Below are 19529 nucleotides of genomic sequence, written 5' to 3'. Positions count from 1 at the left end.
TTTTAAGTCTAATAATGCAAGTTAATTTTGGAATTCGCCATGGGATCGGCGAGGCTGGGAGGAGTCGCGATGACAAGGCTTTCCGCTATGCGGCGCGCGACCGGACGATGCCGGCAAGCGCCCTTGCGACGGACGGCGGCGAAATGAAGCCGGCGCCCTTCGACTATCTCGCCGCGACATCGGCGTCCGAGGCCGCCGAAGCCCTTGCCGCCGCGAACGGCGACGGCAAGATCATCGCGGGCGGCCAGAGCCTCATGCCGATGATCAATTTCCGCCTGGTGAAGCCTGCGATCCTGATCGACATCAACCGCATCGCCGGCCTCGACCGTATCGAGAAACACGGCGAACGACTGCGCATCGGGGCGACGGTCCGGCACCGCATGACGGCGACGGATGCGCTCGTGCACCGGCACATCCCGATCCTGCACGATGCCATGCATCATGTTGCGCATTTGACGGTGCGCAATCGCGGCACGTTCTGCGGCAGCGTCTGCCATGCCGATCCGGCCGCGGAGATGCCGATGATGACGCTCCTCCTTAACGGGACGATTGCGGCGCTCTCGATCAGGGGCGAGCGGCAGATCGCCGCCTCGGACTTCTTCGTCGGCTCGCTGATGACATCGCTCGAGCCGGACGAGTTCGTCACCTCGATCGAAATCGACACACTGCCGCTCGACACGGGCTGGGGCTTCGAGGAGTTCTCGCGGCGCCACGGCGATTTTGCCCTTGCCTGCGTGGCGACGACACTGCGCATCGTCGACGGCGTGGCGCGCGACGTCCGTTTCGGCATGATGGGCGTGGGCGAGACGCCGTTGCACCTGCCAGAAATCGAGGCACGCATCGAAGGCCAGGCGATTTCGCAGGCGCTGCTGCAGGACGTGACGGAGGCGCTGAAGGGGCTCCTGCACCCCAACACCGACATCCATGCGTCCGCCGACTATCGCCGGCACCTTGCCGGCACGCTCGCGCGGCGCGCGCTGCGCGATGCCTGGCGGCGGGCCACGCTTCGCAAGGACGCTGCAGATGCCTGAAAAGAAGATCACCCTCAGCGTCAGCGTGAACGGCGTGGTCCACACCGCCACCGTCGAGCCGCGCATGCTGCTGAGCGATTTCCTGCGCCACGCGCTGGGCCTCACGGGAACGCATGTCGGCTGCGAACACGGCGTCTGCGGCGCATGCACCGTCCTTCTGGACGGCCGCAGCGCGAGGTCCTGCCTGACGCTCGCCGTCCAGGCCGAGGGCGCGGAGATCGAGACCGTCGAGGGACAGGGAAGCGTGGACCGGCTCGGGCGGATCCAGGAGGCGTTCCGCCAGCATCACGCCTTGCAATGCGGCTTCTGCACGCCCGGCTTCATCATGGCGATCACCGACATGCTGCGCCACCATCCGCTCGAAACCGACGACCAGATCCGCGAGGCGCTCTCCGGCAACATCTGTCGCTGCACGGGCTACGAACACATCGTCAACGCCGTCCGGGAACTGGCGAAGGAAAGAGGGCCCCTGACATGAGGATGCATTTTCTCGCCGGAGGCCGGCTGCGCATGCGCCGCTCCGTCTTCGTTTCCGGTGCGGCGAAGGAAGAGACGATCGAGCTGCCCGTCCATGCCACCTTGATCCGCCATCCGCAGGGCAACGTGCTTTTCGACAGCGGCTGCAATCCGCAGGCCGCCATCGACCCGCAAGCCTGCTGGGGCGGGCTGGCAAGGGTGATGACGCCGATATTCGATCCCGAGCAGACGGTTGTCCGGCAGCTGGCAACGCTCGGCCTCGAAGCTGGCGACATCGACGTCGTGATCTGCTCGCACCTGCATCCCGACCATTGCGGATGCAACCGGTATTTCGGCCGCGCGACGTTCCTCTGCCACGAGGCCGAGGTCGCGGCGGCAAGGGCGGACGGCGCCGAAAACCAGGGTTACCTGAAACCGGAATGGGACCAGCCGCAGGGCTTCCAGACCTTCGGCGCGGAGCACGACGTCTTCGGCGACGGGCGCATCGTCCTCCTCCCCATGCCCGGCCATACGCCCGGCATGACCGTCGCGCATGTGGCGCTGGACAGCGGCACCTTCGTCCTCGCCTCCGACGCCGCGCCCCTCCAGGCCAATATCGACGAGGGCATGGCGCCGCGGAACACGTGGAACATGGAGCTCGCCGTGGCGGCGCTCGCGCGCCTGAAGGCCCTGCGGGACAAGGGTGCGACGATCGTCTCCGGGCACGACGAGGCGCAGTGGCTGGCCCTGCGGAAGGGCGGGGAGTTTTACGAATGAGCCTGCGCGACCATTCCGTCGAACTGCGCCCCAAGCTCGTCGGCAAGCGGGTGAAGCGCACCGAGGATCCGCGGCTCCTTGCGGGCGTGGGGCAATATGTCGACGACATGGCGCCGGCCGGGATGGTGCATGTCGCGCTGCGCCGCTCCGACCAGCCGCATGCCCGCATCCTCGGCATCGATGTCGGCGAGGCGTTCTCCGTCCCCGGGGTCATCGCCATCTACGACGCGACGGACCTGGAAAGCGAGGTCAGGCCGGCGATCCCCACCTCCCGCATGCCGGACTACTACGCGACGCCCATCTGGCCGCTGGCGCGCGGCAAGGTGCGCTATGTCGGCGAACCCGTCGTCGCCGTCGTCGCGGAAAGCCGCTATGCCGCCGAGGACGCGCTGGAGCATATCACCATCGACTACGACCCCTTGCCCTTCGCGATCCGGCAGGTCGATGCGGTGAAGGACGACGCGCCGCTGCTGCACGAGGAAGCCGGCACGAACACGATCATCCGGCGGGAATTCAAGCGCGGCGACGTCGATGCCGCCTTCGAAAGCGCCGCGGTGACCGTCAGGGGCCGGTTCCGGATGACGCGCAAGACGGCCGTCGCGATGGAAAACCGCTCCTACCTCGCCGAATGGGACCCGCGAAAGCAGGCGCTGACGCTCTACACCTCGTCGAACATCCCCGGCGTCATCCGCGACGTCCTGTCCGAATGCCTCGACCTGCCCGGAACGCGCCTGCGGGTCGTGGCGCCGGATGTCGGCGGCAGCTTCGGCGGCAAGGGATCGCTCTACGGGGAGGAGATGCTTGTCTGCGCCCTTGCCCGCAAGCTGAGGCGCCCGGTGAAGTTCATCAGCGACCGCCTCGAGGACCTGTCCGCGACCAGCCAGGCATTCGACGAACTGATAGAGGCCGAGCTCGCCGTCACGCAGGACGGCCTGCTGATCGGGCTGAGGGCCGACGTCATCGGCGATGTCGGCGCCTATTCGATCTATCCCTGGACCGCGGCCCTCGAAACCGTGCAGGTGGTGAGCTTCCTGCCCGGCCCCTACAGGATGGAGCACTACCGGGGCCGCATCAGGGGGGTCTTCACGCCCAAGCCCCCGACCGGCCCCTATCGTGGCGTCGGAAGGCCGTCCTCGACCTTCGCGATGGAACGCCTGATCGAGATGGCGGCGCGCAAGCTCGGCATGGACCCGGTCGCGTTCCGCCGCCAGAACCTCGTCAATGCCGACGAGTTCCCCTACCGGACCGCCTCCGGCATCATCTGGGACAAGTCGGCGTTTCAGGAATGCCTGGCGGGCGCCTGCGCGCATGCCGACTATCCGAACCTCCTCATAGAAAGGGATGAGGCACGAAGGCAGGGACGCTGGATCGGCATCGGCCTTGCGAGCTATGCGGAACTGACCGGCATCGGCTCGCGCATCTCCGTCGCCCCCGGCATGCCCATCAACACCGGCACCGAAACCTCGAAAATCGAGATCGACGCGACCGGCGCGATCACCGCCGCCTTCGGCATCGCCTCGCACGGACAGGGCCTCGAGACCACGCTCGCGCAGGTGATCGTCGACGAACTCGGCTGCAGGCTGGAGGATATCGAGGTCAAGCATGGCGACAGCGCGCTGGTGCCGATGTCCAGCGGCACCTATGCCAGCCGTTCGGCCGTCCTCGGCGGCGGCGCGGCGACCCTCGCCGCGCGCGTCGTCAAGGCCAAGGTCCTGCGCGCGGCCGCCTATCTGATGGAGCAGGACGTCGACGACCTCGACATGCATGACGGCATCGTCACCAGCAAGAGCTCGAACCGGACGATGACGCTCGGGGAAGTCGCATCCGCCGTCTATTCGCAGATGGGCCGCATCCCGCGCGACCGGCGCGAGGACCTTGCCGCATCGGAGACCTATGACCCCTATCTCGGCACCGCCTGTTCATCCACCCATCTTGCCATGGTCGAGGTCGATCCGGAGACCTACGGCGTCAAGGTCCTGCGTTACGTGGTCGCCGAGGATTGCGGAAAGATCATCAATCCGATGATCGTCGACGGCCAGGTGCAGGGCGCGGTGGCGCAGGGCATCGGCGCGGCCCTCCTTGAAGAGGTCGTGCACGACGACCAGGGCCAGGCCGTCGCGGCAAGCCTGGCGGACTACCTCGTTCCCGTCGCGAGCAACATACCGGATATCGGCATCGTGCATATCGAGGCGGACCTGCCCGACACTGTGGGCGGGTTCCGCGGCATGGGCGAAGGCGGGACGATCGGCGCGCCGGCGGCGATCGCGAATGCCGTGTCCGACGCGCTGTCCCATCTCGGCGTCTCGGTCGAGACGCTTCCCGTCACGCCGGAGCGGATATTCCGGATGTTGCAAGCGCGCGCCGACCCGGCCGATGCCGTCACAGGTTGAACGGATAACGCAGGATGTAGTCCGTGTCCTTCGCCGCGATCTGCTTCTTGCATTCGGAGCACACGACGATGGCCGAGAAGTCCTGCCCGCAGGTCTTGTGCCGCAGGCGCATCGGCGGCTTGCCTTCCGCAAGCCAGCGGTCTCCCCAGGCCATCATCACCAGCATCGGCTTGTAGAGATCAAGCCCCATTTCGGTGAAGCGGTATTCGAAACGTTCGCTCGAGCCATAGGGGACCTTGCGAAATACTCCGGCCTGCACGAGGCGCGCAAGGCGGTCGGCGAGGATGTTCGTGGCGATGCCGAGATTTTCCCGCATCTCCTCGAAGCGGCGCACACCGAACCAGCCCTCCCTCAGGATCAGGAAGCTCCACCTGTCGCCGATGATCCCGAGCGTTCGCGCGACGGAGCAAGGCCGCACCCGCTCCAGAAGCGTGGGATCGGAACTGCGGCGCGACGTCGGGCGCGTGTCGACCGGCGCATATCCCGCACCCGGCCCGTCGCGGGGAGCGACCTCCCGCGCCGTGAACGGCTCCAGGCACTCGCAGCAGACCGTGACCGGATGGCATGCGCAGCCGCAGCTCTTGTGAATCAGTTGCAGGGGCGGCTCCTTGCCGCCCGTCAGCCATCTGTCGCCGAATTCCATCAGGGACAGCATGGTCGGAAAGAGGTCCTTTCCTCTTTCCGTCAGGAAATATTGCTGCCCTGGTTCGTTGGGCCGCCGTCCCACGCTCATGATCTCGTTCGCGACAAGGGCGGACAGGCGCGACGACAGCGTCTGCCGGGGGATGCCCAGCCTTTGCTGGAACTTGTCGAACCGGCGAACCCCGAAATACGCCTCGCGGAGAATGAGGAAGTTCCAGGTGTCGAGGACGATCTCCATCGTACGGCGGACGGACGACTGCCTCTGCAGCGGCGCCGGCTTTAACGAAGCACTGTCGGACTTGGCGGGCAGAGTGCCTTTATTCAACATATTCAGCTTGATCTCAGTGGCGCGACAATAGGATTCAACCATTCTCCTTTGTCCAGGATAGGCGGAAAAGTCTATCAGTGAAAGTTAAAAGCAACCCGCATTCTGCGAGCCGGGTACCGGGCGCTCCGGCACACGGCTTCTTGGCGCATCTGCCAGGTTCGGGATTGACGCGGTGTCACGGCAAGGAAGGCCGTCTGGGGCTCGACTGGATACGAGCCATCCTCATCGGCCCTGTTCAGAAGCGTATCACGAAACGTCCCCGTGCTTTCCCACTTTCAAGCGCGTGAAGGGCGTCAGTGGCATGCGCGAGGTCGATCTCCTCGATCGGATTGAGCAGAGGCTGGCGGGCGTGAAGGGCGACCACCTCGCGCATTTCCTGCCGGGTGCCGACGCTGGTCCCGGTGATGGTGACGCCGGTCGCGGTCAGCCATTCCTGGATGAGCGGCACGGGCTCGGATACCAGCGCTGCGGCAACGATGCGCCCGCGCGGCCGGACCGACGCGACGATCCCCGCCCAGGTGGCAGGCGTCGGCGCAAAGTTGATCGCCGCATGGTAGCCGGGATTGTCCGCCAGAAGCCGTTCAAGTCCCTCGCTCGCCGTTTCGACTGCGGCTGCGCCATATCGGCGGGCATGCTCGAGTTTCGCCGGGTCGCGATCCACCGCCAGGACGTGCACCCCCATGCGCGCGGCGATCTGTACCGCATAGAGGCCGAGGCCGCCGCAGCCGAACACCGCGAGCCGCTCGCCGGCCGTCACGCCCGCACGGCGGATGGCGCCGTAGGCGGTGACGCCCGCGCACATGACCGGTGCCGTCGCCAGCGGATCCACGCCGGCCGGCAGCGGCACGGCGAATGCGGTGTCGAGCGCGACATATTCCGCAAAGCCGCCCGGAACGTTGAGGCCATGCGCCCGCTGGTGCTGGCAGAAGGCCTCGTAGCCGTCGATGCATTCGTCGCAGCGCAGGCAGGTGTCGTGCAGCCAGGGCACGCCGACCGTATCGCCCACGGCCCAGCCGCGCACGCCTTCACCGATCGCCTCGACCACGCCCACGCCTTCATGGCCGAGAATGAAGGGGTTCGGCGCCTGCGGCGGCCGCACGTCGCCCTTCCAGATGTGAACGTCGGAATGGCAGATGCCGCAGGCCTTCAGCCGGACGAGCAGCTTGCCGTGCCCTGCAACGGGCCGAGGCACCTGCCTGATCTGCAACGGCTCCCCGTATGCCGCCAGCACGGCAGCCCGCATCATGGGAGATGTCACTGGATGCCGAGCTCCGCCTTGACCGCCGCAAGTCCCGGCCTGCCGTCGAAGGTCAGGACGTCCCTGAGCCAGGCCTCGAGCTTTTCCGGATGCGCCTTCAGCATCTTCTCGGCGGCGTCGCGCGCCTCCAGCCCGTCCGTCATGATCATGTTCATGCCGGCATTCTCGTAGTCGATGTCGAAGACAAGGTTGCCGAAGAACGCCGTCACGTTCGGGCATTGCCCGGGATAGCCCTTGCGAACGAGCGTGCGGACCGTCGCGCCGCCGAAGTCCGGTCCGAATTCCGCGTCTCCGTCCGCCAGATAGGCCATGTCCATGTTGACGTTCATCGGATGCGGCTGCCAGCCGAGGAAGACGATCCATTCCCGGTTTTCCACGGCCCTTTGGACCTGCGCCAGCATCGCGGCCTCGCTCGATTCCACGACCTCCCAGTCGCCGGTGAGGCCATGCGCCTTGCTTTCCACCATGTCGAGCAGCGGCTTGTTGGTGCCCGGCTCGATGCCGTAGATCTTGCGGTCGAGCTTGTCGGCGAACGTCTCGAGGTCGTCGAAGGAGGTCAGCCCGCCGTCGAAGACGTATTTCGGGACGGCCAGCGTGTACTTGGCCCCCGTCAGGTTGGTGGCAACGGGAATGACGGAACCGTCATCGAAATAGGCCTTGTAGTCTTCATCCTGCACCGGGCGCCAATTGCCCAGGAAAACGTCGATATCGCCGTTCCTGAGGGAATCGAAGGTGATGTTGAGGGCAAGCATCGTCTGGCTCGGTTCGTAGCCGAGCGCGCCCAGAATGATCTCGGCGGTGGTGTTGGTGAGCGCGATATCCGTCCAGCCGAGATCGGCAAGGCGCACCGCCTTGCACTCCGGCGCGTCGGCGGCGAGCGCGGCATGGGCCGGCGCGAGACATGCGGCGCCGGCCGCGACGATCATGGCGAGTGCTGTCCTGTTCATAGGCGTTCCCTTTCTTGGTTTTCCCGGAAGGATAAGGCGGGCAATTTTTAAGGCAAGCAAAAATTTGTTAAAGCGTACAAAAATTTGATCTGCTACGGAAAACCATGCAGCAGAAACCGAAGAAGCAGCGAACCCGCATCGAGGACGTCCGCCGCGTCGAACTGATCGACGCCGCCCATCGCATCTTCCTGAAGGAGGGATTGCGGGGCCTGACGAGCGCGAAGATCTGCGCCGAGGCGGGCCTCTCGCAGGGCATCCTCACCTATTATTTCAAGGACAAGGAAGAGGTTCTTTTCGAGATGGTGCGGATGAACAACCGCATCCTCGCCGAGGAGGTGGTCGGCAACCTGCGCCGCGCCCGCTCGGGCTGGGAGCGGCTGGTCGCCCTCATCGACGGAAACTTCCCCGCCCAGCGCTTCGACAAGCAGACGGCGAGCGCCTGGATCTCGCTCTACGCCGAAGCCTCGCACAACGAACGTTACGCACGCCTGCTGCGCCCCTACTATCGCCGTCTCCGGTCAAATGTTTCCAGCATCCTGAAACCCTATCTCGATCAAGGCGAGATCGACCATTTCGTGCGTGGCTTCGCCGCGATGATCGACGGCCTGTGGCTTCGCCGCGGACATGCCGACATCGACCTGTCTCTGGAGGAGGCCAAGACGATCCTCATCGAATACGTCGGGAAAGCACTCGGGCCGGAGGTCGTACGACCGCTGGTCGAGCCGAACGCAAGCGCGCATCAACACAGCGAAACAACAAGGACATGACGATGGCAACGAAACCCCGACGCCCGGCCAACCCGAAAGACGCAGCCGAGGCATTGTTCAAGCCGGCAAAGAAGATCGCCGCGCCCGCCGTTGAAAGGCCTGTGATCCCCGACACCCGGGAACCCGTCACGCTGAAGATCGACAGCGATGTCCTGGCTTATTTTCAAGCGGAAGGACCCGGCTGGCAGGAGCGCATCAACCACGCCTTGCGCGCAGCGATGAAGACGTCTTCCGGTCCGTGATGGGCGATATCGCGCAAGGATGACGCCCCTCTTTCCGGAACGCCTTCGGCGCACCATGTCGTACGGCAAAGGCGGCAGGTGAAGCAGCGGTCGCCGACCATCTGGTTTTCAAAGCGCGGAGGAAAGCTCCATGACCAGCAATCCTGGTTCGGTGAAGCGACTGCTGCCGGGAGACGCGGCGCCCGCACTGATACTTTCCAGAAACCTTGCAACCGGAGCGCATTCTCCTCGCGTCTTGTTCAACGAGACCAGCATCGTGGTCCTTTGGAACGCTGGATGCAGCGGCTGCCTGCCGGCGATCGCGACATATTCCAGGGCAGCAAAGGCCCTCGGCGTGCCGATGTACGGCGTAGCCATCATGGTGCGCGACCTCGACAGGACGATCGAGATCGCTCGCCAGACACCGACGGATGCCTTGCTTGCGCACGAGCAGGTCGATCCAGCGCAGGGCGGCCTGTCCCGAGGCCAGGTGACGCGCGCGTGGCTGGAGGCGAGCGGTCAACGCGGAATCCCGGCCGCGTTCCTGATCGACAGGCACGGCAAGATTGCCTGGATGGGCCCTCTCGATGACGCCATTCTCGAACCGTTGCGCGCTGTTTTCGACGGTGCATGGGACACAGAGGCTGCGCGCCGACATTGGGAGAATGATGTCTCCGATAACGATGTCATTCATTTGGGCATTCGTCGGGACATTGCCGATGCAATGCTGGCGAACGACCTGGAGCGCGCGCGAAGCTTGATCGACGAGGCTGAACGCAACAGGCCCGAACTGGTTCACGACCATGAATTCGCGATGGAGAAGCTGATCCTGCTTGCCGCCGTGCCCGAAACCGCCACCGCGGCAGGCAGTTACTACGACACCTGCGTCCGGACGTTCGCGGACGACCCGCTGCAAACCCTCTCTTTCACTGATTGCGTTTTGCACAGGAAGGTGCCGGTGGAGATGTTCTCGCAGGCAGCGCACGATGCGTTGAAGCGCGTGGAACACCAGATCGACGGAATGGCGGACCAGCTCATTCCCCGTCTTCGCTTTCATTTCACTTCGGCAAGGCTTTGCCGCCGCCTCGGTGACGAGGACGGATATCAGCGGTGCGTGGACGCCCTTCGTGCGCTTGCCGCAAATGAAATCACGTCATTCGACCTCAAGCAGCTGATCACGGCCGAAATTCACCGGCTACACGAGGAGCGTTGATTTACCGGCGCTCTTGATGGGATCCGGTCTGCCAACTCTTTTGCCGTTCAACGGCATCAACCGGTTCGTTCGCGTGGAGCATTAGACCGCGCGCAGATACCGCCAGCGTTGTCCGAGCCTTTGTCGTATCAAGGGGGTGCGCAACATCAAGACAGAAATCCCGATGAGCGCATCAAGCAATCCAGCGAGATCCTGGCTTGACGCCCAACGGGTCTTCACCGCGAAGCAAGCGGAGAAGCGGTCAAGGCCGCCTGACGTCGACCGGCTTGTTTCGCATGGCGAGATCGTGCAGGTCAGAAACTCTATGAAGAAGTCGTTGCGCGGCCTGTGGCCGACGGATTGACCCGCCGTCCCGAAATCCCCTCCCCGCGCCGGATCGGCGGGAAATCGTCCGGCGTGATGGTCTCGCGCTCGAGCAACAGGCGGGCACCGGCCTTGAGGTCGTCGATGCGGGAGCGCAACAGTTCCTTCGCCGCCGTGGCGGCCTCGTCAAGCATCTCGCGCACCGCAAGATCGACTTCCCGCGCGGTCGCCTCGGCATAGTCCCTCGGCTGCAGCCGTGCGCCGTCGCCCAGCCACTGCTGTTTCTCCGCCTTGAGCACGACCTGGCCGATGGCGGCGCTCATGCCGAACCGGGTGACGCTCTGGCGCGCGACGTCAGTCACCTTGGCCAGATCGTCCGCCGCGCCGGTCGAGACCTCACCATAGATGACCTCTTCCGCCGCGCGACCGGCAAGCAGCACGATCATCCGCTCCTTCAATTCGCTTGCGGTGATCAGGAAACGGTCGTCGGTCGGTCGCTGCAGCGTATAACCGAGAGCACCGATCGAGCGCGGAATGATCGAGACCTTGTGCACGGGATCGGTCTTCGCCAGCGATGCGGCGGCGAGCGCATGGCCCATCTCGTGGTAGGCGACGCGCTCCCGCTCCAGCGGGCCGAGCAATCGGCCCCGCCGCTCGGCGCCGGCGACGATGCGCTCCACCGCTTCGGTGAAATCGGCCATGGTCACCTGGTCCGCGTCGCGACGGGTGGCGAAGATGGCCGCCTCGTTGACGAGATTGGCAAGGTCGGCACCGGTGAAGCCGGGTGTGATCCCGGCAATATCGCCCACGTTCACTCCCGGCGCGGTCCTCACCGCCTTCATGTGAACCCTGAGGATGGCTTCGCGGCCCTTGCGGTCAGGCCGGTCGAGCACGACCTGGCGGTCGAAGCGCCCGGCGCGCGTGAGCGCCGGATCGAGGATCTCCGGCCGGTTGGTCGCGGCTAGGAGGACGATGCCGACGCGCGGATCGAAACCGTCGAGTTCGGAGAGCAACTGGTTGAGCGTCTGCTCCTTCTCGTCGCCGCCGCCATAGCCGCCAAACGGCGTGCGCGCCCGGCCGAGCGCATCGAGTTCGTCGATGAAGATGATGCAGGGAGCCGCCTTGCGCGCCTGCTCGAACAGATCGCGCACGCGGGCCGCTCCGACGCCGACGAACATCTCGACGAATTCGGACCCGGAGATCGAGAAGAACGGCACGGCGGCCTCGCCCGCGACCGCCCGCGCCATCAGCGTCTTGCCGGTTCCGGGCGGGCCGACCAGCAGGATGCCCTTTGGAATGCGCGCGCCGAGGCGGCCGTATTTCTCCTTGTCCCTCAGGAAGGACACGATCTCCATGAGCTCAAGCTTGGCCTCGTCGACGCCGGCGACGTCTTCGAAGCTCACGCCGGTCTCCCGCTCGACATAGACCTTCGCCTTGGACTTACCGATGTTGATGAGGCCGCCCATGCCCTGCCGCTCGGCAAAGCCTCGGAACAGGAACATCCAAATGCCGAAGAAGAGCAGCACCGGCAGAATCCAGGAAAGGATGGTGGTAAGCCAGTTGCTGTCGGTGCCACCCGTCACCGCGACCCCCGCCCTGTCGAACACGGCGACCGCGTTCGGGTCCACGCGGGTTGATACAAAGAGGCTCCGGCCGTCCTGTGGTTCCTTGAACTGGCCCTGGATCGTCGTCTCGGTAATCGTGACCGACGCCACCTTGCCCTGATCCACCATCCGCATGAGCTCGGTGTGAGAGAGTGGAACGACTTCGCGCCAGGCCAGCCATGCCTGGAATGCGCCGAGCAAGAAAAGCGCCAGGAGGAAATAACCGATGTTGAACGTATGCTTCCGGTCCATGTCGATTACCCCCATGCGATATCGCCGGCTTGTTTCCTTTCACGTTCCGAAGGCCGCATCCTTGATGTCAGTCAAACGAATGACGTCCGGTGACCTTGCCTGTCTTGCCCGCCGCGACCCATGGGCGGACTGATCCAGAAGCAGGCGCGACGTCGCGCCGATGCGCGAAAAAAGCGGGTCTGCACCCTTGGGAACAATGGGCCAGGCGAAGGCCACAACGATCCGCTCCGCATCCGTCGCATTGCCACCGGACATGACGAGATCCCGTTTTCCCGTTTCGGCATGGCCTGATTCCAGGCGGTTTCGCGCAATGAAACTTGATCTGCGTCAATGGAGGTGGGGACTGCCCTCTATAGGGTGCGTCCTGTCCGCAGGATGCCCCCAGAGCGGGCCAGGGTCGGATGCGAAATGCGATTTGCCTTTCAAGCGGGCATGTCTTGCGCCCGAACCTGCCGAAGGAGACGACCATGAACAGTCCGGCGAGCGAGATGCCGCCCTTCCGGCAAGCGGCGCACCTGCCGCCCGTCCCGAGAACGGAGGAACTGGGAAGCGAAGCCTTCCGCGCGATCGACCGCATGCGGGAGGCGATCGCCGGTCAGCTCAGCGCCGGGCTGTCGCCGGCCGCCTTCGCGCTCGCCCTCATCGACTGGTCGATCCATCTCGCCTCAGCCCCCGGAAAGCGCTTTGAGCTGATCGACAAGGCGAACCGCAAGGCCGTCCGCCTGCTTTGCCATCTTGCCGCGGCGGCGGTCGATCCGGACGCACCCCCGTGCATCGAGGCCCTGCCCGGAGACTACCGCTTTTCCGATGCGCGCTGGAAAAAGCCGCCGTTCAGCATCTGGGCCCAGGCGTTCCTGCTCCAGCAGCAATGGTGGCACAATGTCACCAACGAGGTGCCGGGCGTCACCCCGCATCACGAGGATGTCCTATCCTTCGCCGCCCGCCAGGTTCTCGACGTCTTCTCGCCCTCCAACATGCCCTTGACCAATCCGGAAGTGCTGGAGAGGACGATGCGGTCCGGCGGCATGAATTTCCTCGATGGCTGGCGCAACTGGGTGGAGGACGCAGGCCGCCTCGCCGCCGGCCAGCCGCCTGTTGGCACGGAGGATTTCGTCGTCGGCCGGGACGTCGCGGCGACGCCGGGCACGGTGATCTACCGCAACCATCTGATCGAGCTGATCCAGTATGCGCCGGCGACGGAGGGCGTGGCGGCCGAACCGGTGCTGCTCGTGCCGGCCTGGATCATGAAATATTACATCCTCGACCTCTCGCCGCACAATTCGCTCGTGCGCCATCTGGTGGAAAAGGGCCACACCGTCTTCTGCATCTCCTGGCGCAACCCCACGGCGGCCGACCGCGACCTGACGATGGACGACTACCGCCGGCTCGGCGTGATGGCGGCGCTCGATGCGGTCAATGCCGTCGTTCCCGGCCGAAAGGTCCATGCCGCGGGCTATTGCCTGGGCGGCACGCTGCTGGCGATCGCGGCGGCCGACATGGCGCATCGCGGCGACGACCGGCTGGCAAGCCTGACCTTGCTTGCCGCGCAGACGGACTTCACCGAGCCCGGCCAGCTCGCCCTCTTCATCGACCACAGCCAGGTGCATGTGCTCGAAAGCATGATGTGGAACCGCGGCTATCTTTCGGCCGACCAGATGGCGGGCGCCTTCCAGCTCCTGCGCTCGAACGACCTCGTCTGGTCGCGCATCGTGCACGAGCACATGATGGGCGAACGCACGCCGATGATCGACCTGATGGCCTGGAACGCCGATTCCACCCGCATGCCCTACCGGATGCACGCCGAATACCTGAAGCGGCTCTATCTCGGCAACGAGCTCGCCGCCGGCCGCTTCATGGTCGAGGGGCGCCCCGCCGCGATCCAGAACATCCGCGTGCCGATATTCGTGGTCGGCACCGAGCGCGACCATGTCGCGCCGTGGCGGTCGGTCTACAAGATCCACTATCTCAGCAACACCGACCTCACCTTCGTCCTGACCAGCGGCGGCCACAATGCCGGCATCGTCAGCGAACCCGGCCGCCCGCGCCGACGCTACCGCATCGCCGTACGCGCGGCCGACGGGCTGTGCGTGGGCGCCGATGAATGGGCCGAGACGGCCGAGGCGCGGCCGGGCTCGTGGTGGGAGGCCTGGACGGGCTGGCTTGCCGCGCATTCGGCGCCCGAACGGGTCGACGCCCCGGCGATGGGCGCCCGCCGCAAGGGCTACAAACCCCTCGCCGATGCCCCGGGTGCGTATGTTTTGCAAAGGTGAACCGCCGATCGCAGGGACAATCGCCGGTCGATCTCGCTTAAGACAAGCAAAGCTGAACATGCTCGCCGGCGCGGGCAGATTTCTGCAAGCAGTGCTGGTGGAGCGAATTCAGGAAACGATTGCCAGCGGTCAATCGATCCGTTCAAAGGCAAAGCTTTCGGCAAGCGACGCGATGGACCGTTCAATCGTGGTCTGGGCCAAGTGCATCGCACGCGTTTGGAATTGCGTCACCGGACGCAGAAGGAAGAGCGTTCGGGTAAGCGGCGGGTTCACGATGCGACGCGCTATGAGGGTCCCTGCCTTGACCTCGCGCGCCACCGTCCCGAACGGCAGGACCGCGCACGCCGTGCCGTCGGTAATGAGCCCCTTGATCGCGTCCATGGACTCGATCTGGAAAGCGACGTTCAGGGGAAGGTCGAATTCTACCATAGCCTCCTTGAGCAATTGTATGATCTGGCCCTTTTCCGTCGGAATGACGAAGGTGGCGTTCGTCAGCTCGGGCATGGTGATCGGCTTGTCTTCCCCGAAGGGGGAGTTGGGGCTCGTGATGAAGAAGACCGCTTCCCGCAGCACAGGTTGCTTTCGGATCGCCTTGTGATCCGCAACGTTATAGGCAAGAGCGAAATCGAGATCTCCCTGGGCTACCCTGTCTCGGAGAATGTGGCTCATGTCTTCGACCAGTTGCACGGAAATCGAATCGGAGAGATGGCTAAGCTCCCGAGCCAAGGTGCCAGCGAGCATGGCGGACAGGCTGCCCGTCAGCCCTATTGAAAGATGCTCCTTCTCATTCTCCGCAAAGGACTTGATGGACTTCTTCACGTCGGCGACATGCGCAAGCAGCTTGCGAGCTTCCACAAGGAAATATTCGCCCGCCGGCGTCATCGCCGTACCGCGACGGCCCCGCTTCAGGAGCCTTACGCCCAATTCGTCCTCAAGAGCGCTGATTTGCGCGCCGAGTGCCGGTTGTACGATATTTAAGGCCGCAGCCGCCCGCGTGATACTGCCCAGCTCACAAATGCAGACGAATGACTCAAGCTGGCGAATGCGCACCGAATCCCGCCTCCCTTTTCCCAATGGTGAACCAGCGACACTAGCATGGAACAGGTTGCTGGTCAGGATTGGAAGCCTGATGCGGGTTTGCGCTCAAGCATTCAAGCCCGCTCGTGAAAGGTGGTAGTCCCATACCCGCTCAAGCACGCGCGGATCGAGGTTCTTGGCGCCTGAAAGAGCAACCTCCCCCGGCGTCAGCGCCCGCGGCTCGCCGATCGCCAACGACTGCAACAGGACATCCGCATTGCGGCAGAGTTGTATGCTGCGCATGACAAGCTCGCGGATGCTGCCGCCCACGACCACGGCCCCGTGATTGCGCAACAGCACGGCCGAATGCTGGCCGAGTGCGATGGCCAACGAGGCCCCCTGCTCCCGCGTAGAGACCAGCATGTCGGTGTCGCCAAACGCAGCCTGCTCGTCCCAGAGGGGCACGTTCATGCCGACCGTCGCTCCCACATGGGTGACAGGGACCCATGGCCGCCCGGTCACGCAGAAGGGCATGATCGCGGGAGAATGGAAATGACAGATGGCGCGGACATCCGGCCGGACCCTGTAGATCGCCCCATGGATGATCCGCTCAAGATAACCGCCGCGTGTATCGGAGCCGATAATCTTCGAATCCGCGTCATAGTGCTGGATATCGTCCAGCGCCACGAGTTCCGGGCTGCGGGAGCGGGAGATGTGATAGCCGGTCTTTGCGCCGCGAATGCTGACATGGCCGAAGGCATCCAGCACCGCCTCATGCGCCAGGATGCGGTTCGCATGAACCAGCTCCACCAGTGCCGCCTGATCGCCCATGCTCACACCACGACCTTGGTCATGATACCGGGCGTGAAGATTTCTTCCGGTGTCATATGCCGCTCGGCAATGCCCTGCTGATGGGTGTAGAGCAGCATCTGCTCGAAGGTCTTGCGGTTCTTGTCGATGCCGAAGGGGAACGGATCGGCGCCGAAAAGATCGCGCATCCTGCGGGCATAGATCGGCATCCAGGCGAGCGGATAGCGCGAAACCGCCGGATCGAACAGGCGCTCCAGGCTGCGCCGCTTCGATTCCTCGAATGCATTGTAGAGATTGCGCGCCACCCAGGGGTTTTCCTCCACGACATGTTTCCGCATCGCGACGATATGCATGATCGGCCAGACGCCGGTCGTCCTGTAATATTCCTCCTCGCGTTCCAGGAAGTCCGGGATCAGCCGCTCGACACGCGGATCCTCTTCGAGGAAGCAGGTCGGCGGGCGGGCGATAATCGCGCAGTCGATCTCGCCGCACGCGAGCATTTCAGACAGCGACTTGTCGGCGATGCGGTCAATCGCGACACCTTCCGGCAGTTTCAGGTCCACCTTTTCGATACGGCCCGGCGCGTTCGCGCCGGCCTGCACCCAATGCACGTCCTGCAGCTTGACGCCGACCTCGTTGTGCATCCAGCCGCGCATGTAGACGGCTGCGGAATGCGCCCATTCCGGCACACCGATCCGCTTGCCTTTCAGGTCCGCGACGGTTTTGATGCCGGCCGCCTTGTTGACGTAGAAGGAGGAGAACCGGAAAAGCCGCGAGCAGACGACCGGCAGGCCAACGATGTCGCTGTCCGGCCGACTGACCTGCGCCATGAACTTGGCAAAGGACAGCTCCGCCACGTCCCATTCGCGGTTGAAGGTGAAACGGGCGAAAATCTCGTGATGGCTCAGCATCGACCAGGTGTGCTCGATGCCTTCGGCGTTGACGGTGCCCAGGCGGAAATCGCGAAAGTGATCGTAATCGGTGGTGGCAATCGAAAGCTTCAAACGGTTCATGACAGTATCCGGAACTCAGCGGGTGATGATGTTGACCTTGGCGGGGTCGATATTGACGAGGATGGGATTGCCGATCGGCGTGCGAAGGCTCGGGTGAACGCGCGCCAGAAGCCGCGTTTCGCCGACCGAAACCATGTAGTCGACACATTCGCCGAGGAAGACCTTGGTATCGACGCGACCCTCGAGAAGATTGCCGGACGCACCGTTCTCCTTGCCGGGCTCGATCAGATGGACGTTCTCCGGACGGATCGCCACAGTGAGCTTGTCACGCACGTCGAGCGCCTCTTCCGATACGACTTCGATGGTGCCGGCCGGGCTTTCGACCGCCCAGCGACCGGCCTCGCTGCCACGCGCGGCAACCTTGCATTCCATGAAATTCGAAGAACCGATGAAATCCGCGACGAAACGGGTCTGCGGCGCCTCGTAGATGTCGCGTGGCGAGCCGAGCTGGACAATCTGGCCGTCATTCATGACAGCGATCTGATGGGAGAGCGCCAACGCCTCCTGCTGGTCATGCGTCACGTAAAGCGTCGTGAGGTTCAGCTCGCGCTGAAGGCGCTTCAGTTCGAAGCGCATCTGCTCGCGCAGCTTGGCGTCGAGGTTGGAGAGCGGCTCGTCGAGAAGCAGAAGCCGTGGCTCCATGACAAGCGCCCGGGCAAGCGCAAGTCGTTGCTGCTGACCACCGGAAAGACGCGTCGCCTCGCGGCCCGCGTAACTCTCCAGCGCCACCGCCTTCAGCACCCGCTCGACCTTCTCCTCGATCTGCTTCTTGGAGAAGCCGGCTTTGCTGACCCGCAGCGGAAACGCGGCATTCTCGAAAACGCTCATATGCGGCCAGATGGCGTAGCTCTGGAAGACCATGCCGAAATTGCGGCGGTTCGGCGCCACGAAGACGCCCTTGCCGGCGGAATAGACGGTGACGTCCTCGACGGAGATATTGCCCTTGACCGGCCGCTCGAGGCCGGCGATCGAGCGAAGCGTCGTCGTCTTCCCGCAGCCGCTCGGGCCAAGCAAGGTGAAGAGCTTGCCTTGCGGCACATCGAAGGAGATATCCTTGGCGGCGCGGACGGCCTTGCCCTTGCCGTCGGCATATTCGGTCGTTAGTCCCTGAACATTGAGCATTCAACATCTCCTCACGTCCGCCGCGCTCCCCGCACGGCCGGTCTTCATCAGCGGGACATCACGGACGTCCGCGATGTCCCCGTTCGATCGGTCACCTACTTGACGGCCTTCTCGAAGGTGTCGCGCCACTCGGCAAGCTTGTCGAGCATGGCGGCGCCGTCGACGACCTTGACGTCGAGGCTCGTCGGCAACGGGGCAATCTTGATGTTGGTCGGCGTGAAGCCGCGTTCGGCAAGAATCTTCTGGCCGTCCGTCAGCGTGAAGTCCTGGAACAGGATCGCCGCATTCGGATGCTTGGCGGTCTTGGCGATGCCAAGGCCGTTGACGCGCGCAACCGATGGACCGAGTTGCAGGGACTTGATCGGTGCACCGTCCTTGTTCATCTGATCGACCTTGTAGAGATAGGTCGTCAACGCCAGAGGCACTTCGCCGGAGGCCGCCAGGTTGGTCAGGAGCGTATGCCCCTTGCGCAGCGAGATGCCGTTGGTATCCGCGAGCCTGGTGAAGAAGTCGATGCCTTCCTTCTCGCTCGGGAAGCTGGCATTGACGGTAGCAAGCCAGTCGTAGGCCTCCGCTTCGAGGCCGACCTTGCCCTTCCACTTCGGATCGAGCAGGTCACTCCAGGCGTTCGGCACGTCCGCCTCCGAGACGAGGTCGGTATTGTAGGCCGCCGTGATGATATTCAAGCGGCTACCGACCCATTCCTTATGTGCGGGAACCGCACCTTCGAAAATATCCGGAATAATGGGCGACGAGACGGGCTGCAGAATGTTTTCCCGGTGCAGCGCCTCGAGTTCCGGCCCGTTCGTCTCGATCAGGTCGGCATCATGGCGGCCTGCCTTGATCTCGGTAACCGCACGGCGGAGCACATCTTCAGAACTGCCGCGCCAGACGGTGACCGGGATATCGTATTTTGCAGTGAACGCCTCGGTCATCGCGGTAACGTCCTCGACGGGCGTAGCCGTGTACAACGTCAACGCCCCTTCCGCCTTCGCCGCAGCCACCAACTTTTCCAAGCGGTCCGGACCGCTATAGCTGGAGGCCTCGTCGATCGTCTGCGCCATCGCCGATGTCGCCAGGAAGGCTCCGACGAGAGCCGCCGTGCGCG

18 protein-coding genes are annotated in these 19529 nt (G+C 64.2%); 8 read left to right on the top strand and 10 right to left on the bottom strand.

The window, feature by feature from the left end:
- Positions 1-107 precede the first annotated feature (107 nt).
- From WMC41_RS07525 to WMC41_RS07510, 4 genes are read left to right on the top strand one after another with little or no spacing between them, the layout of a single operon-like run.
- Complete coding sequence (locus tag WMC41_RS07525; protein WP_432347548.1) at positions 108-1031, top strand: FAD binding domain-containing protein; 924 nt, start codon at positions 108-110, stop codon at positions 1029-1031.
- Positions 1024-1509, top strand: coding sequence for a (2Fe-2S)-binding protein (locus tag WMC41_RS07520; protein WP_432347546.1), 486 nt, complete (start codon positions 1024-1026; stop codon positions 1507-1509). The genes WMC41_RS07525 and WMC41_RS07520 overlap by 8 nt, the downstream gene beginning before the upstream one ends.
- A complete protein-coding gene (locus WMC41_RS07515; RefSeq protein ID WP_432347544.1) occupies positions 1506-2264 on the top strand; it encodes an N-acyl homoserine lactonase family protein in 759 nt (252 codons plus the stop codon). The genes WMC41_RS07520 and WMC41_RS07515 overlap by 4 nt, the downstream gene beginning before the upstream one ends.
- Entirely contained in the window at positions 2261-4654 is a 2394-nt protein-coding gene (locus tag WMC41_RS07510) for a xanthine dehydrogenase family protein molybdopterin-binding subunit (protein WP_432347542.1), read from the top strand. Before WMC41_RS07515 ends, WMC41_RS07510 begins: the two co-directional genes overlap by 4 nt.
- Here the strand turns inward: WMC41_RS07510 and WMC41_RS07505 are convergent.
- The 3 genes from WMC41_RS07505 to choX form a co-directional block, all read right to left on the bottom strand.
- Positions 4644-5666, bottom strand: a complete 1023-nt coding sequence (locus WMC41_RS07505) for a winged helix-turn-helix transcriptional regulator (RefSeq protein ID WP_272805205.1) — start codon at positions 5664-5666, stop codon at positions 4644-4646. The two genes, WMC41_RS07510 and WMC41_RS07505, sit on opposite strands and share 11 nt — an antisense overlap.
- 193 nt (positions 5667-5859) lie before the next feature.
- A complete protein-coding gene (locus tag WMC41_RS07500) occupies positions 5860-6870 on the bottom strand; it encodes an alcohol dehydrogenase catalytic domain-containing protein (RefSeq protein WP_432347540.1) in 1011 nt (336 codons plus the stop codon).
- 8 nt (positions 6871-6878) lie between these two features.
- Positions 6879-7829, bottom strand: coding sequence for a choline ABC transporter substrate-binding protein (gene choX, locus WMC41_RS07495; protein WP_288077125.1), 951 nt, complete (start codon positions 7827-7829; stop codon positions 6879-6881).
- Between the two features lie 104 nt (positions 7830-7933).
- Between choX and betI the strand changes: the two genes are divergently transcribed.
- The 3 genes from betI (at position 7934) to WMC41_RS07480 (ending at position 10030) form a co-directional block, all read left to right on the top strand.
- Entirely contained in the window at positions 7934-8596 is a 663-nt protein-coding gene (betI, locus tag WMC41_RS07490) for a transcriptional regulator BetI (protein ID WP_244765747.1), read from the top strand.
- Positions 8597-8598: 2 nt separating this feature from the next.
- On the top strand, positions 8599-8838 hold the full coding sequence (locus WMC41_RS07485) for a BrnA antitoxin family protein (protein ID WP_432347538.1): 240 nt from the start codon (positions 8599-8601) through the stop codon (positions 8836-8838).
- 130 nt (positions 8839-8968) lie between these two features.
- A complete protein-coding gene (locus WMC41_RS07480) occupies positions 8969-10030 on the top strand; it encodes a TlpA family protein disulfide reductase (RefSeq protein ID WP_432347536.1) in 1062 nt (353 codons plus the stop codon).
- Positions 10031-10332: 302 nt separating this feature from the next.
- On the opposite strand, the gene ftsH is transcribed toward WMC41_RS07480, so the two are convergent.
- Complete coding sequence (gene ftsH / locus WMC41_RS07475) at positions 10333-12189, bottom strand: ATP-dependent zinc metalloprotease FtsH (RefSeq protein ID WP_432347534.1); 1857 nt, start codon at positions 12187-12189, stop codon at positions 10333-10335.
- A gap of 39 nt (positions 12190-12228) precedes the next feature.
- Positions 12229-12444, bottom strand: coding sequence for a hypothetical protein (locus WMC41_RS07470; protein WP_432347533.1), 216 nt, complete (start codon positions 12442-12444; stop codon positions 12229-12231).
- 233 nt (positions 12445-12677) lie between these two features.
- On the opposite strand from WMC41_RS07470, the gene WMC41_RS07465 reads away from it, so the two are divergent.
- Positions 12678-14459 carry a PHA/PHB synthase family protein gene (locus WMC41_RS07465; RefSeq protein WP_432348292.1) on the top strand — a complete coding sequence of 594 codons (1782 nt, stop codon included), beginning with the start codon at positions 12678-12680 and terminating at the stop codon, positions 14457-14459.
- Positions 14460-14588: 129 nt separating this feature from the next.
- Here the strand turns inward: WMC41_RS07465 and WMC41_RS07460 are convergent, their stop codons facing one another.
- The 5 genes from WMC41_RS07460 to WMC41_RS07440 all read right to left on the bottom strand — a co-directional run bounded on the left by WMC41_RS07460 (position 14589) and on the right by WMC41_RS07440 (position 19485).
- Positions 14589-15509: a LysR family transcriptional regulator gene (locus WMC41_RS07460; RefSeq protein WP_432347531.1), complete on the bottom strand. Its 921-nt coding sequence runs from the start codon at positions 15507-15509 to the stop codon at positions 14589-14591.
- A gap of 93 nt (positions 15510-15602) precedes the next feature.
- Positions 15603-16307, bottom strand: a complete 705-nt coding sequence (locus tag WMC41_RS07455) for a class II aldolase/adducin family protein (protein WP_244765753.1) — start codon at positions 16305-16307, stop codon at positions 15603-15605.
- Between the two features lie 2 nt (positions 16308-16309).
- On the bottom strand, positions 16310-17299 hold the full coding sequence (locus WMC41_RS07450; RefSeq protein WP_272805196.1) for an ABC transporter substrate-binding protein: 990 nt from the start codon (positions 17297-17299) through the stop codon (positions 16310-16312).
- Between the two features lie 15 nt (positions 17300-17314).
- On the bottom strand, positions 17315-18421 hold the full coding sequence (locus WMC41_RS07445) for an ABC transporter ATP-binding protein (RefSeq protein WP_272805195.1): 1107 nt from the start codon (positions 18419-18421) through the stop codon (positions 17315-17317).
- Between the two features lie 95 nt (positions 18422-18516).
- Positions 18517-19485, bottom strand: a complete 969-nt coding sequence (locus tag WMC41_RS07440; RefSeq protein ID WP_432347530.1) for an ABC transporter substrate-binding protein — start codon at positions 19483-19485, stop codon at positions 18517-18519.
- Positions 19486-19529 lie beyond the last annotated feature (44 nt).

Origin of the sequence: Shinella yambaruensis, from assembly GCF_050859155.1 — a bacterium.
GTDB classification, from domain to species: domain Bacteria; phylum Pseudomonadota; class Alphaproteobacteria; order Rhizobiales; family Rhizobiaceae; genus Shinella; species Shinella yambaruensis.
The sequence above is the reverse complement of the archived record's forward strand: the minus strand, read 5'-3'. Positions and strand labels throughout refer to the sequence as shown.